Origin of the sequence: Nitrospira sp. (genome assembly GCA_024998565.1) — a bacterium.
Taxonomy (GTDB): Bacteria; Nitrospirota; Nitrospiria; order Nitrospirales; family Nitrospiraceae; genus Nitrospira_A.
In genome coordinates this window covers 214,837-229,799 of sequence record JACOEM010000006.1, presented here as the reverse complement: position 1 = coordinate 229,799, position 14,963 = coordinate 214,837, and the positions used below count along the sequence as shown (strand labels likewise).

Annotated in this window: 13 protein-coding genes; 6 read left to right on the top strand and 7 right to left on the bottom strand. The window is 61.0% G+C overall.

The features are described from left to right. Positions 1–53 precede the first annotated feature (53 nt). On the top strand, positions 54–1,256 hold the full coding sequence (locus H8K11_11940) for an MFS transporter (GenBank protein ID MCS6264457.1): 1,203 nt from the start codon (positions 54–56) through the stop codon (positions 1,254–1,256). A gap of 394 nt (positions 1,257–1,650) precedes the next feature. Here the strand turns inward: H8K11_11940 and H8K11_11935 are convergent, their stop codons facing one another. From H8K11_11935 to H8K11_11925, 3 genes are read right to left on the bottom strand one after another with little or no spacing between them, the layout of a single operon-like run. Continuing rightward, the gene (locus H8K11_11935) at positions 1,651–2,085 is read right to left on the bottom strand and encodes a CBS domain-containing protein (protein ID MCS6264456.1); all 435 of its coding nucleotides are present in this window, start codon (positions 2,083–2,085) and stop codon (positions 1,651–1,653) included. A gap of 37 nt (positions 2,086–2,122) precedes the next feature. Continuing rightward, positions 2,123–2,596 carry a CBS domain-containing protein gene (locus H8K11_11930; protein MCS6264455.1) on the bottom strand — a complete coding sequence of 158 codons (474 nt, stop codon included), beginning with the start codon at positions 2,594–2,596 and terminating at the stop codon, positions 2,123–2,125. Between the two features lie 44 nt (positions 2,597–2,640). After that, a complete protein-coding gene (locus H8K11_11925) occupies positions 2,641–3,174 on the bottom strand; it encodes a hypothetical protein (GenBank protein ID MCS6264454.1) in 534 nt (177 codons plus the stop codon). A gap of 306 nt (positions 3,175–3,480) precedes the next feature. On the opposite strand from H8K11_11925, the gene H8K11_11920 reads away from it, so the two are divergent. The 5 genes from H8K11_11920 (at position 3,481) to H8K11_11900 (ending at position 10,615) form a co-directional block, all read left to right on the top strand. After that, entirely contained in the window at positions 3,481–4,386 is a 906-nt protein-coding gene (locus H8K11_11920; protein MCS6264453.1) for a universal stress protein, read from the top strand. Then, on the top strand, positions 4,379–7,177 hold the full coding sequence (locus H8K11_11915) for a cation-transporting P-type ATPase (protein MCS6264452.1): 2,799 nt from the start codon (positions 4,379–4,381) through the stop codon (positions 7,175–7,177). Before H8K11_11920 ends, H8K11_11915 begins: the two co-directional genes overlap by 8 nt. A 92-nt stretch (positions 7,178–7,269) precedes the next feature. Continuing rightward, positions 7,270–8,124 carry a CBS domain-containing protein gene (locus H8K11_11910; GenBank protein MCS6264451.1) on the top strand — a complete coding sequence of 285 codons (855 nt, stop codon included), beginning with the start codon at positions 7,270–7,272 and terminating at the stop codon, positions 8,122–8,124. Positions 8,125–8,575: 451 nt separating this feature from the next. Further along, a complete protein-coding gene (locus H8K11_11905; GenBank protein ID MCS6264450.1) occupies positions 8,576–9,640 on the top strand; it encodes a hypothetical protein in 1,065 nt (354 codons plus the stop codon). 210 nt (positions 9,641–9,850) lie between these two features. Then, complete coding sequence (locus H8K11_11900) at positions 9,851–10,615, top strand: TerC family protein (protein MCS6264449.1); 765 nt, start codon at positions 9,851–9,853, stop codon at positions 10,613–10,615. A 19-nt stretch (positions 10,616–10,634) separates the two neighbouring features. On the opposite strand, the gene H8K11_11895 is transcribed toward H8K11_11900, so the two are convergent. From H8K11_11895 to H8K11_11880, 4 genes are all read right to left on the bottom strand, one after another. Beyond that, the gene (locus H8K11_11895) at positions 10,635–11,432 is read right to left on the bottom strand and encodes a class I SAM-dependent methyltransferase (GenBank protein ID MCS6264448.1); all 798 of its coding nucleotides are present in this window, start codon (positions 11,430–11,432) and stop codon (positions 10,635–10,637) included. A gap of 126 nt (positions 11,433–11,558) precedes the next feature. Continuing rightward, the gene (locus H8K11_11890; protein ID MCS6264447.1) at positions 11,559–11,822 is read right to left on the bottom strand and encodes an SHOCT domain-containing protein; all 264 of its coding nucleotides are present in this window, start codon (positions 11,820–11,822) and stop codon (positions 11,559–11,561) included. A 594-nt stretch (positions 11,823–12,416) separates the two neighbouring features. Beyond that, positions 12,417–13,847 carry a hypothetical protein gene (locus H8K11_11885; GenBank protein ID MCS6264446.1) on the bottom strand — a complete coding sequence of 477 codons (1,431 nt, stop codon included), beginning with the start codon at positions 13,845–13,847 and terminating at the stop codon, positions 12,417–12,419. Between the two features lie 113 nt (positions 13,848–13,960). Beyond that, positions 13,961–14,827 carry a hypothetical protein gene (locus H8K11_11880; protein ID MCS6264445.1) on the bottom strand — a complete coding sequence of 289 codons (867 nt, stop codon included), beginning with the start codon at positions 14,825–14,827 and terminating at the stop codon, positions 13,961–13,963. Between the last annotated feature and the right edge of the window lie 136 nt (positions 14,828–14,963).

Here is a 14,963-nt window from a genome sequence, read left to right as displayed (position 1 = left end):
GCAGGTAGCAGAACGCCCGGTAGCCGTCTCATCGCCTCGACTTGTCGGCCGTGATGGACACATCTCCGTCCCATTCACTTCGCCGGATGCCCTCCGGCATCTGGATACTGGGCTTCGTCAGCCTACTGATGGACATTTCCTCGGAAATGATTCACAGCCTGCTGCCCTTGTTCATGGTCACGACACTTGGCGCCGGCACGATCGCGGTCGGCATAGTGGAGGGTTTGGCCGAGTCCCTGGCACTCGTGGTCAAAGTCTTTTCCGGGACATTGAGCGACTATCTTGGTAGACGGAAGGGGCTGGCCCTATTCGGCTATGCCGTAGGCGCGTTGACCAAACCGCTCTTCGCGATCGCGCCGGACATCGACACATTGTTGACCGCACGCTTGCTGGATCGAGTGGGAAAAGGCGTGCGAGGCGCGCCTCGCGATGCGTTAGTGGCGGACATTGCGCCGGCGCATCTCCGTGGCGCAGCGTTCGGCTTGCGGCAATCGCTCGATACGGTGGGGGCCTTTCTCGGCCCCCTGCTCGCGGTCGGATTGATGCTGCTCTGGGCCGATGATTTTCGTGCGGTCTTCTGGGTGGCCGTCGTGCCGGGCATGATGGCCGTCGCGCTGCTGCTGTTCGGCATACAGGAGCCTGAGTCCCGCCAGACGCCACAAAGGGCCAATCCGATCACCCGGGACAATTTCGCGCGCTTGGGGTCGGCCTATTGGCGGGTCGTGGGGATCGGCTCCGTGTTTACGCTGGCGCGCTTTAGCGAAGCCTTTCTCGTCCTGCGCGCACAACAAAGCGGTATTCCCATCGCCTTCATTCCCCTCGTTATGGTCGCCATGAACCTGGTGTATGCGTCCTCCGCCTATCCATTCGGCAAGCTCTCCGACAGGATGCACCACCGGACACTGCTCGCGCTCGGTCTGCTGGTGCTGGTTGCGGCCGATCTGGTCCTGGCCATGAACGATCATTGGAGCGTGATTCTGGCAGGCGTGGCGCTGTGGGGCATTCACATGGGGATGACACAAGGCCTGCTGGCCACCATGGTCGCAGACGTGGCACCGATCGATCTGCGCGGGACAGCCTACGGCTGCTTCAACCTGGCCTGCGGGCTCGCCATGCTCATCGCCAGCCTCCTCGCAGGATTCTTATGGGATCGACTCGGCGCGGCATTCACATTCTACGCGGGCGCGTGCTTCGCTCTGCTCGCGATCATCGGAACCCTGTTCTCTCCCGTGACACAACGCCGGCACACCGGTTAAGGACAGGAGTTTGGCTCTCCGGGAGGGATCGGAAAGGACAATCTCAGGTCACAGCCTGTTCCGGCATCATGCTAGGAGCCTGTCCGACATGGCCTTCGTAGCGAGGCCAAGGAGGCGCGACCAGATGCGAGGCCGCAGGCCTGGAAAAACCGGAAGCGTATTCGCTGAAATACGTTGAGGATTTTTTCGGGCCGAGAACGACGCAGATGATCGTGGATCGTTTGCCGCAGCCGAACGGTCAATGTCGGACAGGCTCCTAGCCCGCATTATTCATGAGCGTTTCTGCTGCAATCGCGGATTCGCAGCTGCGACCAGCCTGTCGGCGGGCGGGCTCGCCGCTCGTCTCGCTGTGCGACTCCGCACTTTCGCGACGAACCGTCATGAATAATGCGGGCTAGGACCAATATGCCGAGGCCTTCATATACCCGTGCAACAAGTCCCGCCTGGCAACGATGCCGACGAGCTGCTTGCCCCGCACCACCGGCAGACGCGTCACGTACCGATCCTGGAACAGGTTCGCGACCTCCTCCAACGTCATGTTCTCCTGAGCCGTCAGGGGCTGCGTCGTCATGATTTCCGAAGCCAGCACCTTGCGCAAATCCCGCCCTTCGATCATGGCTTGCAGGAGATCGTATTCCGTCACGAGCCCGACCAGAGAGCCATCCTCTCCCACGACAGGCAAGCCGCCGAAATTTTGCTTGGTCATCAGCCGACCGATCGTCAGCGCGTCCGTCCGTGCCGTACAGGTAAACAACGCATCCTGCATGAGCTGGCCGACCGTCAACGTTTTCGGGTCACAGGCTTGAGTGAGCAAGTCGATACGGCGCATAGGTCGCCCCCTCTCCACACATGCAATAGATCAATTCCTACCGGCCTTTCGCCCGTTGTTTCGTTCTGGGAGCGAGCGCGGCACGCACCACATCACGACGCGTCACCACCCCCACGAGTCGATTCTCCGCAGTTACGACCGGCACGGACATGAGATCGCTCTCCGTCAGAACATGTATCAGGGTGGAGAGACTGGTTTCCGGCGGCACCGAGTAGGGATTGTCGGTCATGAGATCCTTAGCCGTCTGAGCACTCCAGGCCTGGCCCTCATCGAGCGCCGACAACAGATCATGTTCGCTCACGACCCCCATGAGCTGTTTCGCCTGATCCACAACCGGCACGTGACTGCCCTCTTTCAGCAGCAACTTCGCCACGCGGTCGCCTTTCATGTCGAGACGCGCGGCTTGGACGCGCGTATTCACAATGTCGCCGACCGTGAGGTCTTCGAATGCCGCGCGTCTGCGTCCTGCCGTGGCCGGTCGTCTCGCCGGGGCTTTCCGCTTCTTCACCATACCGCTCCCTCCTTGTCTACCCATGCTGTCCGCAACGCCCCCGCTTACTCCGCCTGCGCAGGCAGGGCAGGACTCCGGTCTTCGGCCCAGCGAACATGTTGCGTAGTGACATGTCCTCGCCGGACTTTAATCCCTTTCACCTGTTGTATCTGGCCGCCCAACGTGGCCGCCACCTCGTACGTCCCATCGGGCAGATCGATAAAGAGCCAGGGGCCCGTCACCTGCTCCCGCGGAACCGTCAGCAGCGTCGCACCCTTGCCATGACGAAGCACGACCTCCACCCCCGTCACGAACGGCTTCCCGCCTGCTGTGAACACGAGTTTCAAGGGAAACGGCGGGTACGCCGCTTCACGCTCGACCTGACCGATGCCGGCGCTGAAATAGTGGATCTTCCCGCTCTGATAAAGGGGAAGGGTTTCTTTCTGCGTGCCGGCGTCGGTTGGGATTTCCAGTTCGATCGCATCACCGCTTGGAACCACACGTGTCGTCACCCCCGCAGCGACCGGCTCTACCCAGGCCAGCCATAGACCCAACGCCACCATCCCGATCATCATCGCAATGACTCGTCTCTCAAACATTGCGCATCCCTCCCTCCGGCCTTCTCACGCAATCGTGATGCCTGAACGCCGATCGATCAGCCGAGGTGCACAGACGCATGTCCTCCCACCCATCGTGGGTCGGATCTCCCCTCTCACTGAGGCCAATTACCCCAATATCGTCCCGCCGACTGCTGCAAAACGCCGCAACGGCCCACCACGACCGACCGGCAAGCCTGCCAACCGCCTGGCATCGCACGCAATTACCGCTTCATGATGAGACCGCATTCAGGCATACCCGATGCAAACCCTATCCCGAAGCGGTACTGCAACCTGGGAGAAACACACATGAAGATGATGATCGCGGTGGATGGATCGGAGTTCGCCGAGTGGAGCGTGCAGATGCTGGAAGCGGTCGCCAGCCGCCCGCCCGACTCCGTCACGTTGGTTCATGTCGTGGACAGCGCATCGCTGAAATCCTCCGCCCGTAAACACGCGGCTGTCTCGAAACAAGCCATCGCCGCCATGACGAAGGCCGGCGACCAGATTCTGCGGCGCTTCGAAGGTCTGGCGAAAATCGCCTTGAAGCAGGCCACCACGAAGCCTCGCACGGCCATCGACACGATCCTCGCCCATGGCCGCGTAGCCGATACCATCACGAAGCTGGCCAAGCAGAAAAAAACCGATCTGCTTGTCCTCGGCTCGCGCGGCCTGAGCGACGCAGAACATTACCTCCTGGGCAGTGTGTCCCGTAAAGTCAGCGCCTTGGCTGCCTGCCCGGTACTGGTGGTCAAGCGGCCGCTCACAACCCTCTCCCACGTGCTCTTTGCGGCGGATGCCTCGAAACACTCCCAAGGCGCCTGTCGCTTTCTCTGCCAGCGCCTTCTTCCGGAGTCCGCGCACGTCACGGTACTGTCGGTCGTCGAACCGGCCCTGACGGAACTGGCGGCCAAGTACCTGTCGAAGGACCAGGTGGAGCAGATCGCGGTCCCGAAACGTCAGGCCGCCGAACAGGTCGTAGAGCAGTTACGCGATCGGTTCCTGGCCGAAGGTTGCGCCGTCACGACGCAGGTGAAGGTCGATCATGTGACCGACACGATCATCCAGCAGGTCGCGTCAAACAAGGTGGATCTGCTCGTGGCAGGCTCACGAGGCTTGACGGGATCCGAACGGCTTCAATTGGGCAGCGTTTCGGAAACGCTGCTGAAATATGCTCCCTGTTCGGTGCTCATCGTACGAGGATGGCGTGCCTGAACTGACTGCGCTAGAAGTCTGCCGCCTGGCTCCGAGCCAGGTGTATCGCGCGCTCGCCACCACCCCGCAGGGCCTCTCGTCGGACGACGTCCGGCGACGAACCCTCCGGTACGGGCCGAATAGTCTGCAGGCGTTGCGCGGGATGCCGCTCATCAGCCGCTTTGCGCGTCAATTCACGCATTTCCTGGCGCTGCTCCTGTGCCTGGCGGCCGGCCTGGCGTTCCTCGCCGACGCCCTCCACTCCGGCGAAGGCATGGCGACATTGGGGTGGGCCATCCTCGGCGTGATTCTGATCAATGCCATTTTCGCCTTTCTGCAGGAGTACAAGGCCGAACGCGCGGTTCAGGCGTTACGCAGCATGCTGCCGGCCCAAGCCTGGGTCCTTCGCGACGGGCAACAGCAACAGATCGCCCGCAGCGAACTGGTACCGGGCGATGTGCTCGTGCTGGAAGAAGGCGAACAGATTCCCGCCGATGCGAGACTCACCGAAGCCGTCGGCATGCGCGTCGATAACTCCTCGCTCACCGGCGAATCGAAACCGCAGCGACGGTCGGCCGATCCCATCACCGACGGCCATCCGCTCGACATTGCGAATCTGGCTTTCGCCGGAACCACGGTCCTTTCCGGCCATGGTCAGGGAGTCGTCTTTGCCACCGGGCTCAACACCGAATTCGGAAAAATCGCGCATCTCACGACAACGGTACACACCGGGTTGAGCCCGCTCCAACAGGAGATCGTGAAGGTGACGCATGTCGTCGCCGCACTCTCCTTCCTGATGGGGCTGGTCTTTTTCATCATCGGCCTCGGGATGGGATTGAGCTTCTGGACCAGCGCGATTTTCGGCATCGGCATCATCGTCGCCAATGTGCCCGAAGGACTCCTGCCGACCGTCACCCTCGCACTCGCGATCGGCAGTCAGCGCATGGCTACGCGCAAAGCGCTCATCAAACACCTCGCGTCCGTTGAAACACTGGGGTGCACGACCGTGATCTGCACCGACAAGACCGGGACATTAACGGAAAACCGGATGCGGCTCGACAGGCTCTACGTGGATGACCTCGTCGTCGAATCGCGAGAAGGCTGTTTGTTCACCAGGAATCGTCTCATTACCGCCCCCGAATCGGAACGATGGCGTCCCCTGTTCGACGCCATCGTTCATTGCAACAACGCCAAACGCACGCGGCACCCGGACGGGCGTAGCCGCACCACCGGCGATCCCACTGAGACGGCCCTGCTGGACTTTGCTGCGGACCACGGACTCCTCCATCGCCCGCCGCTCCGGCGCATGGGCGAAATCCCCTTCGATGCCGATCGTAAACGAATGACGACGCTGCACTGGAGCGAAGGTCGGCTGCTCGCCTTCACCAAAGGCGCGCCGGAATCGGTCCTGCCGTTGTGCACCAGGCAGCAGGGATCAGCGACACCGGCCGAACTCACGGTCGATGGACGCAAAAAGGTGCTGGCCCAGAGTCAGGCCTTTGCTCAGCAGGCCTACCGGGTGCTGGCCGTGGCCATGCGGGAAGTCGAACGCGGGGTGGAGCAATTGGAGGCCGACACGGTCGAGCAGGGACTGACGTTTCTCGGACTCGTCGCCATGATGGACCCGCCACACCGTGAAGTGCCGGACGCGATCAAAAAATGCCGGCGGGCCGGGGTCCGCGTCATGATGATTACCGGCGACCATCCCTTGACGGCATTGGCCGTCGCGCGCAGGGTCGGGCTGGCTCCGGAAACGATAGCCACGCCGCCGGGCCATTTCGTCCCGGTCATCGAAGGGGCGCACATCGACACATTCAGCGACGATCAGCTGCGCCGACTGCTCACCCCGACCACTCCCGGCGAACCGGATCCGATCTTTGCCCGCATGGCGCCCCGGCATAAAATGCGCATCGTCTCGGCACTCAAGGAAATGCGCGAAGTAGTCGCCGTGACGGGCGACGGGGTCAATGACGCGCCGGCATTGAAAACTGCCGACATCGGCATCGCCATGGGGATTGCCGGAACGGATGTGGCCAAAGAGACGGCTTCCATGATTCTGCTCGACGACAATTTTGCCACCATTGTCCATGCCATCGAAGAAGGACGGGCCGTCTATACCAATATTCGCAAGTTCGTCACGTATGTGTTGGCCAGCAACGTCCCGGAAATCGTGCCGTATCTGGGCTTCGGACTCTCGTCGATGCCGCTCGCCCTCACGATCCCGCAAATTCTGGCCGTCGATTTGGGAACCGACATGGTCCCGGCACTGGCCCTGGCCGCAGAACCGCCGGAGGGCGGGGTGATGGACGATCCCCCGCGACCCCGCACCGAACGACTCCTCAGCCGAGATGTGCTCCTGAGAGCCTACGCCTTTCTGGGATTGATCGAAGCCGGCATTGCCATGGGAGGGTTTTTTCTCTATCTGACAAGCTACGGCTGGAGTTGGGGAGATCCGCTCGATTGGAATTCTTCGTTATACAAGGAAGCGACCACGGTCACGTTCGCCGGGATCGTGGCGGCACAGGTCGCAAATGTCTTTGCCTGCCGCTCCGACCGCATCTCGGCGTTCCGGCTCGGCTGGTTCAGCAATCCCTTGATCCTGGGAGGTGTCGCCGTCGAACTGACCATCCTGCTCGTCATGACCTACAGCCCTGTCGGACATCTGGTCTTGGGCACCGCCTCGCTGCCGGCCTGGATCTTCGGACCGCTGGCGCTCGGGGCCATCGGCTTGCTCCTGGCAGACGAACTTCAGAAATTCGTCCGCGGGCGAATGGGCGCTCAACTCTCTCTGCAACCCGACCGTGGGACGTGACGTATGCCTGGATCGATTGAGACCGATGAGAGACAATCGTGCACGTTCGCAATGCCAACCAGCGACATTCATGTTGAAGAAAAGGAGCTTTTATGACGACCGTATCGGGCCAGCACGTCAGTGACTATATGCACCGCCAATTGGAGGTGGTCCCGCAGGATACCTCCGTCGTGACCGTCGCCACCCAAATGCGGACGCGAAGCGTCGGTTCTGTGCTGATCGAATGCTTCGATCGTCCGCACAACGATTGCCGGATTGCGGGAATCGTCACCGAAACCGATCTCGTCGCCAAGGTGCTGGCGCCGGGCCGCGTGCCCTCTCGAACCAGCATGGCGGACATCATGAGCAGTCCGCTCATCACGATTGCGCCGACTCGTCCGATGGTCGATGCCAGTCATTTGATGCAAAGTAAAAACGTGCGGCACCTCGTGGTGACCGAAGGCACGGATGTGCTCGGCATCATCTCTATACGCGACCTGGTGAGGCACTTCGTCGATGCAGACGGCGGGCCGGTGCAGGCGCTCACCAATGTCTACCGCCCGTTGAGTGTCCTGATGAAAACTGCCATCGAAACCATCGGCAGCGACGAAACCGCCCTCGAAGCGGCGCAACGCATGGCGGACAAACGCATCGGGGCGCTGTTCGTCATGGAAGCCGATGAGCTTGTGGGCATCATCACCGAGGGCGACCTGGTGCGCAAGCTGCTGGCCTACCAACTCGATCCGCAGGCCCTACGGGTCGGTGCGCTCATGAATTCGCCGTTGCTCGACATCGACATCAATCGCACCATCCGCGATGCCAGTGAACGGATGTCCGCGAAACGAATCCGCCACCTGGCTGTCACGGAACATGAGAAGGTCGTCGGAGTCCTGTCGATCCGCGACCTGGTGAAGATGGTCGCCATCCGGGATCGCCCGGACTTTTTAAAGCGGGAATCGACCACTTAACAGGGTCATGACTGATGCGGAAAAAGTCCGCCAGCGGTGTGCTCGACATCCGTGAAGCGTGAATCGTGAGGCGTATCTCGTCGGGGTCAGAGCGTATGGCTGGTGGCGTATAGCTGAGAGTAGAGACGCCCACTCTCGATTTTAGGCCATACGCTCTTATCTGCGGACGTGCTCCGTCATCGCTCAGCCCTGCCCGGTCCTGCCGCCATCGAGATCTGCGCCGTCCGGTCCGGTGCCGGATTCATCAACCGTTCATCCGCCCTTCATGCCCGCTTCATTTTTCTCCGGTACCGTCGATGACAGGATATCTGCGTCCTTCAGGCCGGGAGAGAACCTATCCGCGCGGGAGCTCATGTCCTGTTGCCGGAACACAGAGGGTCCCGGGCAGGCAGGCGCAGTGCTGATTGCATGCGTGCGTCCCGATTGACCTCCCTTTCGGCAGACACCGTTCATGACGCGAATGGCTACCGTGCCGGCGGACACAGCTCAGTCATATCGAACCCATCCCGGCATCCTCGCTTGCTGCCTGCTGCTCACGCTGATGCAGGGCTGCGCCGGCGGATTTCATGTCCGGGCAGGCGATGACGATGACGACATCACCGAAAGCCATTGCGTTCCCACGACCAGTGCGCCGACCCAAGTCGTGACCCTGCCGGCCACGGGCGCAACCTATCGAATCGACGGCCTCACGAAATCCTCGCGCACCGAACCCGTCACCCCTTCACGGTTCTCACCACGGGCAAGGGAAATCGCCGTCATCATCGGCGTCCATGACCTCCTCGTGGAATCCCAATTGCTGGCAGGTGAGATGGCGGGAGGAATGGAAGGCGCGTTGCTACACTCCCTGGCGGTACGACAGGAATTGTCCGATCGCCTGCTCCTCGCGCTCTTCGAAGCCAACAGCATCGCCGCCGAATTGGAATGCGAGAAGGCAAGGACCGAGGATCTGGCGTCGCAGCTTGAGGAAGTCCGAAACGACATCCAGCAGGGACGGACCATCATGGCCATTCTGGCCGACTCCATTTCCGGTGTCTTTGCGGGAACGTTCCTGCTGCTGGGGTCGGAGATGCTCTCCGGCCTGATCGATCTGTCCGGAAGCGTGGCCGCGTTGGGGTTCGGCGTGGCCGCGTTGGGCGGCGACCAGGCCTATGAGTTCAAGCACGGGCGGAATCTCATGGCAGACGTGTGGCAAGGCGGAACCATCAGCCGGCAGTTCCCGCAGCCGGTCTGGCAGTATCTGAACGGGCCGGTCCGCCCGAACGGCAAACGGAGCCGTCGAGACAATATCATCGGGACCTGGCGCACCCGTCTGGGGAAACCGGGCTCGAAAGAAGAACAACGGCTGACCGGCCTGTATTTCGGCAGAGGCGGGATCTATCGAATCAACGAGCTGCGTCATCGCGGCGAGATGCTGGGACTGCTCAAGACCCACGTCAACCTGATGACCCAGGACCTGAACCTGCTGTTTCTCGAAACGCTTCAACACCGCGCTTCCCGTCCCGAACGGCCAATCTAGCCGGCACGCCTCCGACTCTTCCAGACGGAACGCCGTTCCCTCAGCCACCTCCGCGGTCGATCCATTCGTTCGTGCCACACCGCCTATCGACTGGTTTTCATTGCGCAGACCCGCCTGGAACGGTAGACTTCCTCGATACGTATCGTATGCTACACATCCTCGCATGATAGAGCGACCCGCTCGCCCTCTCTTTCACGAATGGAGCCGCTGATGTTGGACTGGCTTGCCAATCCGGAAATATGGATCGCCCTGGGAACCTTGACCGCGCTGGAAATCGTGCTGGGGATCGACAACATTATCTTTCTCTCCGTCCTCGTCGGACGGCTCCCCGAGCATCAACGCGCCGTCGCACGCCGAGTGGGCTTAGGCCTGGCCATGATGGCGCGCCTGGGACTCTTGTTTTCCATCTCCTGGGTCATGGGACTCACCCATCCCTGGGTGACGATCTTGGGCCACGGCGTGTCCGGGCGGGATCTGATTCTGGTCGGCGGCGGCCTGTTCCTCATGGCCAAGGCCACGCACGAAATCCACAACAGCCTGGAGGGGATCGAGGGCGGCGAGACCCCGGCCGCCGCTGCCAGCCTGGGGATGGTGCTCGTTCAGATCGCGCTCCTGGATATCGTCTTTTCGTTGGATTCGGTGATTACGGCGGTCGGCTTGGTCGAACATGTCTCGATCATGGCAGTCGCCATCATTCTCGCCGTGGTAGTGATGTTGATGGCAGCCAAAGCCATCGGGGATTTTGTGGATGAACACCCCACGATCAAAATTCTGGCTCTCTCGTTTCTAATTCTCGTGGGTGTGACCTTGATGGTCGAAGGGTTCGACGTGCACGTGCCGAAAGGCTATATTTACTTCTCCATGGCCTTCTCCGTCACGGTCGAAATGCTCAACATTCGCATGCGAAAAAAGCGAGCGGCGCCGGTCAAACTCCACAGCCGCTACCCCAGCGATCAGCGGCCGCAGGGCGCGTGACTCAGCAGCATTCGTTCGGCTAAACCCGTTTCCAGCCGGCCAGCACACATCGCTGGGCGATCAACGGAGTCATACTCTCCAGATCCAGTGAGACGCACGTCATCACCTCCTCCGCCAGCCGCTGATCGTCGAAACATTCATAGGCATCGTCGAGAAAGCCGCCTCGGAGGAGCGGATGCCGGAGAAACCGTTGACCAGCCTCGCTGACAACCTCCAACGGCTGCTCGACGACGACGATTCGCTCCAGTTCAAGCCGCTCCAGCCATCCACGCGCCTCTGCCGCCGAAGGCCGCTCCGCCACGTGGGCCGCCAATCGTTCCCGCTCGATGACAAGTCCGTATCGCCCCATTTCCTGATCGATCCGGCACCAGATGGAGTCGAACGTGCCGAGGGAAGGGAACGTCAACACCACCTGACCGCCCGGTTCCAGATGGTCGAGCAATCCGCGCATCGCCTCAAAGCGGTTCGGGCGCAGAAACATGACGGAGAGATTGCCGGTGATACGTTGAAAGGCGGGGAGCGATGCAGGCATGGCACGCATATCCTGACATTCGAACCGCAGCCAGGGAAGCTCACCCCGCTGAACGGCGCGCGCACTCGCGACCTGGCTACGGCTGGCATCGATACCGACCACGGTGCCGGCCTCACCGACCTGCTCCGCCAGATAGAAGGCCGGAATGCCGTGTCCCGACGCGATATCAAGAATCGTCAGGCCCGGACGCAGATCCAGCTGCTCCAGCAAGACCTCGGCAAAGGGAGTCGACCAGTCATCCTGTTTTGGAAGAGACCAGCGAGGAGAGGCCGGAGTGGAGGGCATGCTCATGAGATTCCTTTCGCATGGGCATTCATTCCCCGCATCTTAGCCGAAGAGCGAGGGACAAATCAGGTTTCTCTCCTGCCACCCACCCCAGTCTCTTCAGTCCGGCAGGAAAGATACCCACACTTACAGACGATCCAGGAGTTGTTGTTTCTTCGATCGGTACTCTTCCTCCGTAATCACGCCCTGCTCACGAAGGCGCTTCAGCAAGCCAAGCTGCTCCTCCAACAACCGGACTGGAGCCGACGGGAAAGCACTGCCCGAAGAAGCCGGCGCCTCCTCTCCGGTCGTGCCGTGATAATCGATCGCGAGTTCGACCGGCTCCGGACGAAAGGGATTGCCTCCGGCCCGTGAAGGGGTCACCAAGGCCTGCCGCTCACCCGGCACCATTTCGTAGAACGTTCCGGTTTGCGCAAACAACGGATCTTTCCAGATCTGCCTCCTGATCGAGGGGATAGTCACGGCGACCCGGCAATTGGCCAACCGTAGATGGATTCGCCCCGCCTCGACAAACCAGGCTCCGGAGGTCAACTGGTCCAACCCCGCCTCCGACGGCCTCGCCAAGGCAAAGACGACCTGTTCTTGCGCCGTTGCCTGCTGAAACGCTTGTTGCAGCGAAGCTCCCAGATAGCGGACCTCTTCGTCGAGAAACAGCGGCTCTGTGGCTCCCTGGTACGATGGCCCGAGCAAGGGACTGTGAACACTACGTACCATCACACTTCGTGCCGTTGCCTCCCACTCCGCAAGTGTCAAATCCAACGGATGCCGGAACCTCCCACCCTGATCAGCCCCCGAGATGTGTGCAAGTGGCACAAGTCTCACCAATCGCTGCTCGTCGCACGAGAAGCAGGTCTTTCCCATGCCTGGCCCCACAGTCGAACAGCCGACCAAAGCCAGGCATCCGGCCAACACAGCGGCGGCACCTCGCCATCGAAAGACCCGCTTCTTCATCCTGAAAATCGCCGTCCTTCCCCGGCTCTGCGCTCAGTAGGCAAAGTCGAATCCGATCAGCATCGTTTGCCCCAGGAGATCGCCGCCGTTGGCGCCGACACCGGTCGTACGGTAGGTATTGTACTCGGCATGCAGCGCCAGGTCGGTCCTGGTGGAATGATGGATGAAGTACCGCACCAGAAACGTATGTGAATCGACGTTGTTATAGTTCTTGGCGAATGTCGGATCGCCCTGCCGGTTGTTACGAATGAGATCATACCGGTAGGCAAAAAACCAGTCCGGCATATTCAGCAGGGGGAGCAGGGCGGGCGCATAATCGAGTTCGACAAAGGCGCCGTTCCATGATGCATTCTGCGCATCCGCAATGCCTTGCGAGACGAACATATTCTTGCTGTCGTTTCCCATCATCCACGCGCCAAAGAGGTTCCACTCTCCGTTCAACGTCAGACTGACATCCACGCCGAAACGGCTGAACGGCTGCCCGCTGCCCGCCACGGCCTGGCAAGTCGGACAGGTGGGATTGACCAGCGTCGGTGCCGTCCCGTAGGCACCGAAGAGACCGATTCGTTGGCCGGTCACGATGCCATACCCGCCGAACGATTGGGTGACGTGGCCGTAAAAATTGACGTTCTTTCCACCCGTTCCACAGGTGGTGCCTGACGGACAACCACTCAGCGGGCCGGAAAACGTGTTTGTGGCCAATGCGGAGAAAGAGTAGCGGAAGTAGCCGTCGGTCATCGAGGTCTTCTTGATACCGGAGAGTTCCGCACCGGGCTGATTCTCCCCGATGGCAAAGGTATTGGGATTGAGGTACGAACTGGTAGAGGTGCCGCCGATGGTCGCCGTGTAGGGCGTTCCCGGCATGTAATGGTACATCGCAAAGGTGGTGTTCAGAGTCGGGCTGCGCTTTTCGCTGAACGGCAGGTCGAGTTCGAATTTCCCGACCTTGAGGTTCAACAGGTAATCGCCGCTCGCGCTCTTCACCCCTACGAACCGTTCGAGCCTCATGAGGCGGACGAACGCGCTCTCCAGGTCACCGTCCGACGCCCCCGTCCCGAACCCTGCGCTGCCTAGCCCCGGCGTGAACACGACGCCGAATGCGAGATTGCGGTCCAGCGTGCCGAAACTCAGCAGGTCCAGTCCGGTAAACCCGAAGCCGCCTGTCGTCACCCCGCTTCCGTCCGTTCGCACATTCGCGGCCTGATACCCCACGGTCGTCCGCAGCGAGACCGGCCAATAGCCCATGCCGATCCCTTCATGGACGGGCGAGTCCGCATCCGACCCCAACTGGTAGCCACGGTCCCTGAACAGATTGCCGAAGTCGTTCAGTTTCGGAAAACCCGGCACGTGGCAGACGTTGCATTTGAAATCGTATTTGCGTGCGAAGGCGGGAATCGCATCGGCCCGCGGAACCAGCCCACTCAGTTCATAACTCATCAGCGCGATGAGGGCAATGACCATCACGATTGCGGTCCTTGCACGTAACCTTGATGTCTGCATCGAATCAGTACCCCCCTCTACGAACCGTACGACCCGCGGTCCGGCCGGCGTCACCGGCCAGCTGTTTCAGCCATCGATTATTCCGGTGGATGTTCATCTGCCCCGCCGGCGATCTTCCAATCGACCTCCACCGATCGGACAGGAAACTCAAACCGATGCTCCACCTGCTCTTTCGGCGTGATCGTCACCGTGTGCCGGACAACATGAGGCTCGTCGTAAACCGGACGGAAGGAGGCGAACTTCACGATGTTGTAGCCGGAATGCCAGGCGACCAACGTGTAGGAGCCCGATGGAACACCGCTGATTTCGAAGCGTCCATGCTCATCGGTCACGGTGAAATAGGGATGGTCGAACGCCGCTGCCCAAGCGTTCATATGGACGTGCACGTCACATTGCAGCCGCAGCCCGACGCCGCGCGCGCGCAGCAACGTCGTCGTCAATTCCCGGTCCGCGGTCGGCATCGCGAGGTTAAAGAGGCTGGCCTGTTTGTCGCTGAAGAAGTGCGGATTGTGGAGCACCGGCTCACGATTGATCAGTGCAACGGCGGTCGTACGGACAAACGGAAACACAGAGTGCTGAAACTGACAGGGTCGCGCCGTGGTCTCCCCCCTATGGGCACCCATCGGGAGCCGGTATGCTGTCTCGGCCGTTTTTCCCCGCTCGACCCGCTCGAGATACACGAGCACGTCTTGGACTCCGTTCGTGGCCGGATCGATCCGGAGAACCGGCGAGGGCACCTGCGTCCCGCAGGTGTCCAGATCGGCAAAGACCTTCAGCGGCGGAACGTCGGGGATCGCCCCTTTCCAGATGGCTTGCCCCTTAATCGTGCCTCCGTCCGACACGTCGATGACTTCATACTCCGCATGGCTATCACTCACAGGAACAAGCAGCGCCGACCAACCGGCAAGCAGCAGGAAATAACGGAGAACGTGCTGTCGAGACATAGAAGACCTCACCGACATGCATGGGACTGCGTCGCCCATGGCTATGGACAATAAAAAAGCCCGAACCACCCAACAACGGGTCGTTCGGGCTCTGGAGCGGAACGCTCTTTGGCCTCTTGGTATGTTGAAACGGGGT

Bases quoted from the DNA above. Each gene is read 5' to 3' on its own strand.
- H8K11_11935 (MCS6264456.1), bottom strand. From the start codon at position 2,085: ATGCGCCGTATCGACTTGCTCACTCAAGCCTGTGACCCGAAAACGTTG.
- H8K11_11890 (MCS6264447.1), bottom strand. From the start codon at position 11,822: ATGGTGCCGGGTGAGCGGCAGGCCTTGGTGACCCCTTCACGGGCCGGA.
- H8K11_11895 (MCS6264448.1), bottom strand. From the start codon at position 11,432: ATGCCCTCCACTCCGGCCTCTCCTCGCTGGTCTCTTCCAAAACAGGAT.
- H8K11_11905 (MCS6264450.1), top strand. From the start codon at position 8,576: ATGACGCGAATGGCTACCGTGCCGGCGGACACAGCTCAGTCATATCGA.
- H8K11_11940 (MCS6264457.1), top strand. From the start codon at position 54: ATGGACACATCTCCGTCCCATTCACTTCGCCGGATGCCCTCCGGCATC.
- H8K11_11925 (MCS6264454.1), bottom strand. From the start codon at position 3,174: ATGTTTGAGAGACGAGTCATTGCGATGATGATCGGGATGGTGGCGTTG.
- H8K11_11910 (MCS6264451.1), top strand. From the start codon at position 7,270: ATGACGACCGTATCGGGCCAGCACGTCAGTGACTATATGCACCGCCAA.
- H8K11_11900 (MCS6264449.1), top strand. From the start codon at position 9,851: ATGTTGGACTGGCTTGCCAATCCGGAAATATGGATCGCCCTGGGAACC.
- H8K11_11930 (MCS6264455.1), bottom strand. From the start codon at position 2,596: ATGGTGAAGAAGCGGAAAGCCCCGGCGAGACGACCGGCCACGGCAGGA.
- H8K11_11880 (MCS6264445.1), bottom strand. From the start codon at position 14,827: ATGTCTCGACAGCACGTTCTCCGTTATTTCCTGCTGCTTGCCGGTTGG.
- H8K11_11920 (MCS6264453.1), top strand. From the start codon at position 3,481: ATGAAGATGATGATCGCGGTGGATGGATCGGAGTTCGCCGAGTGGAGC.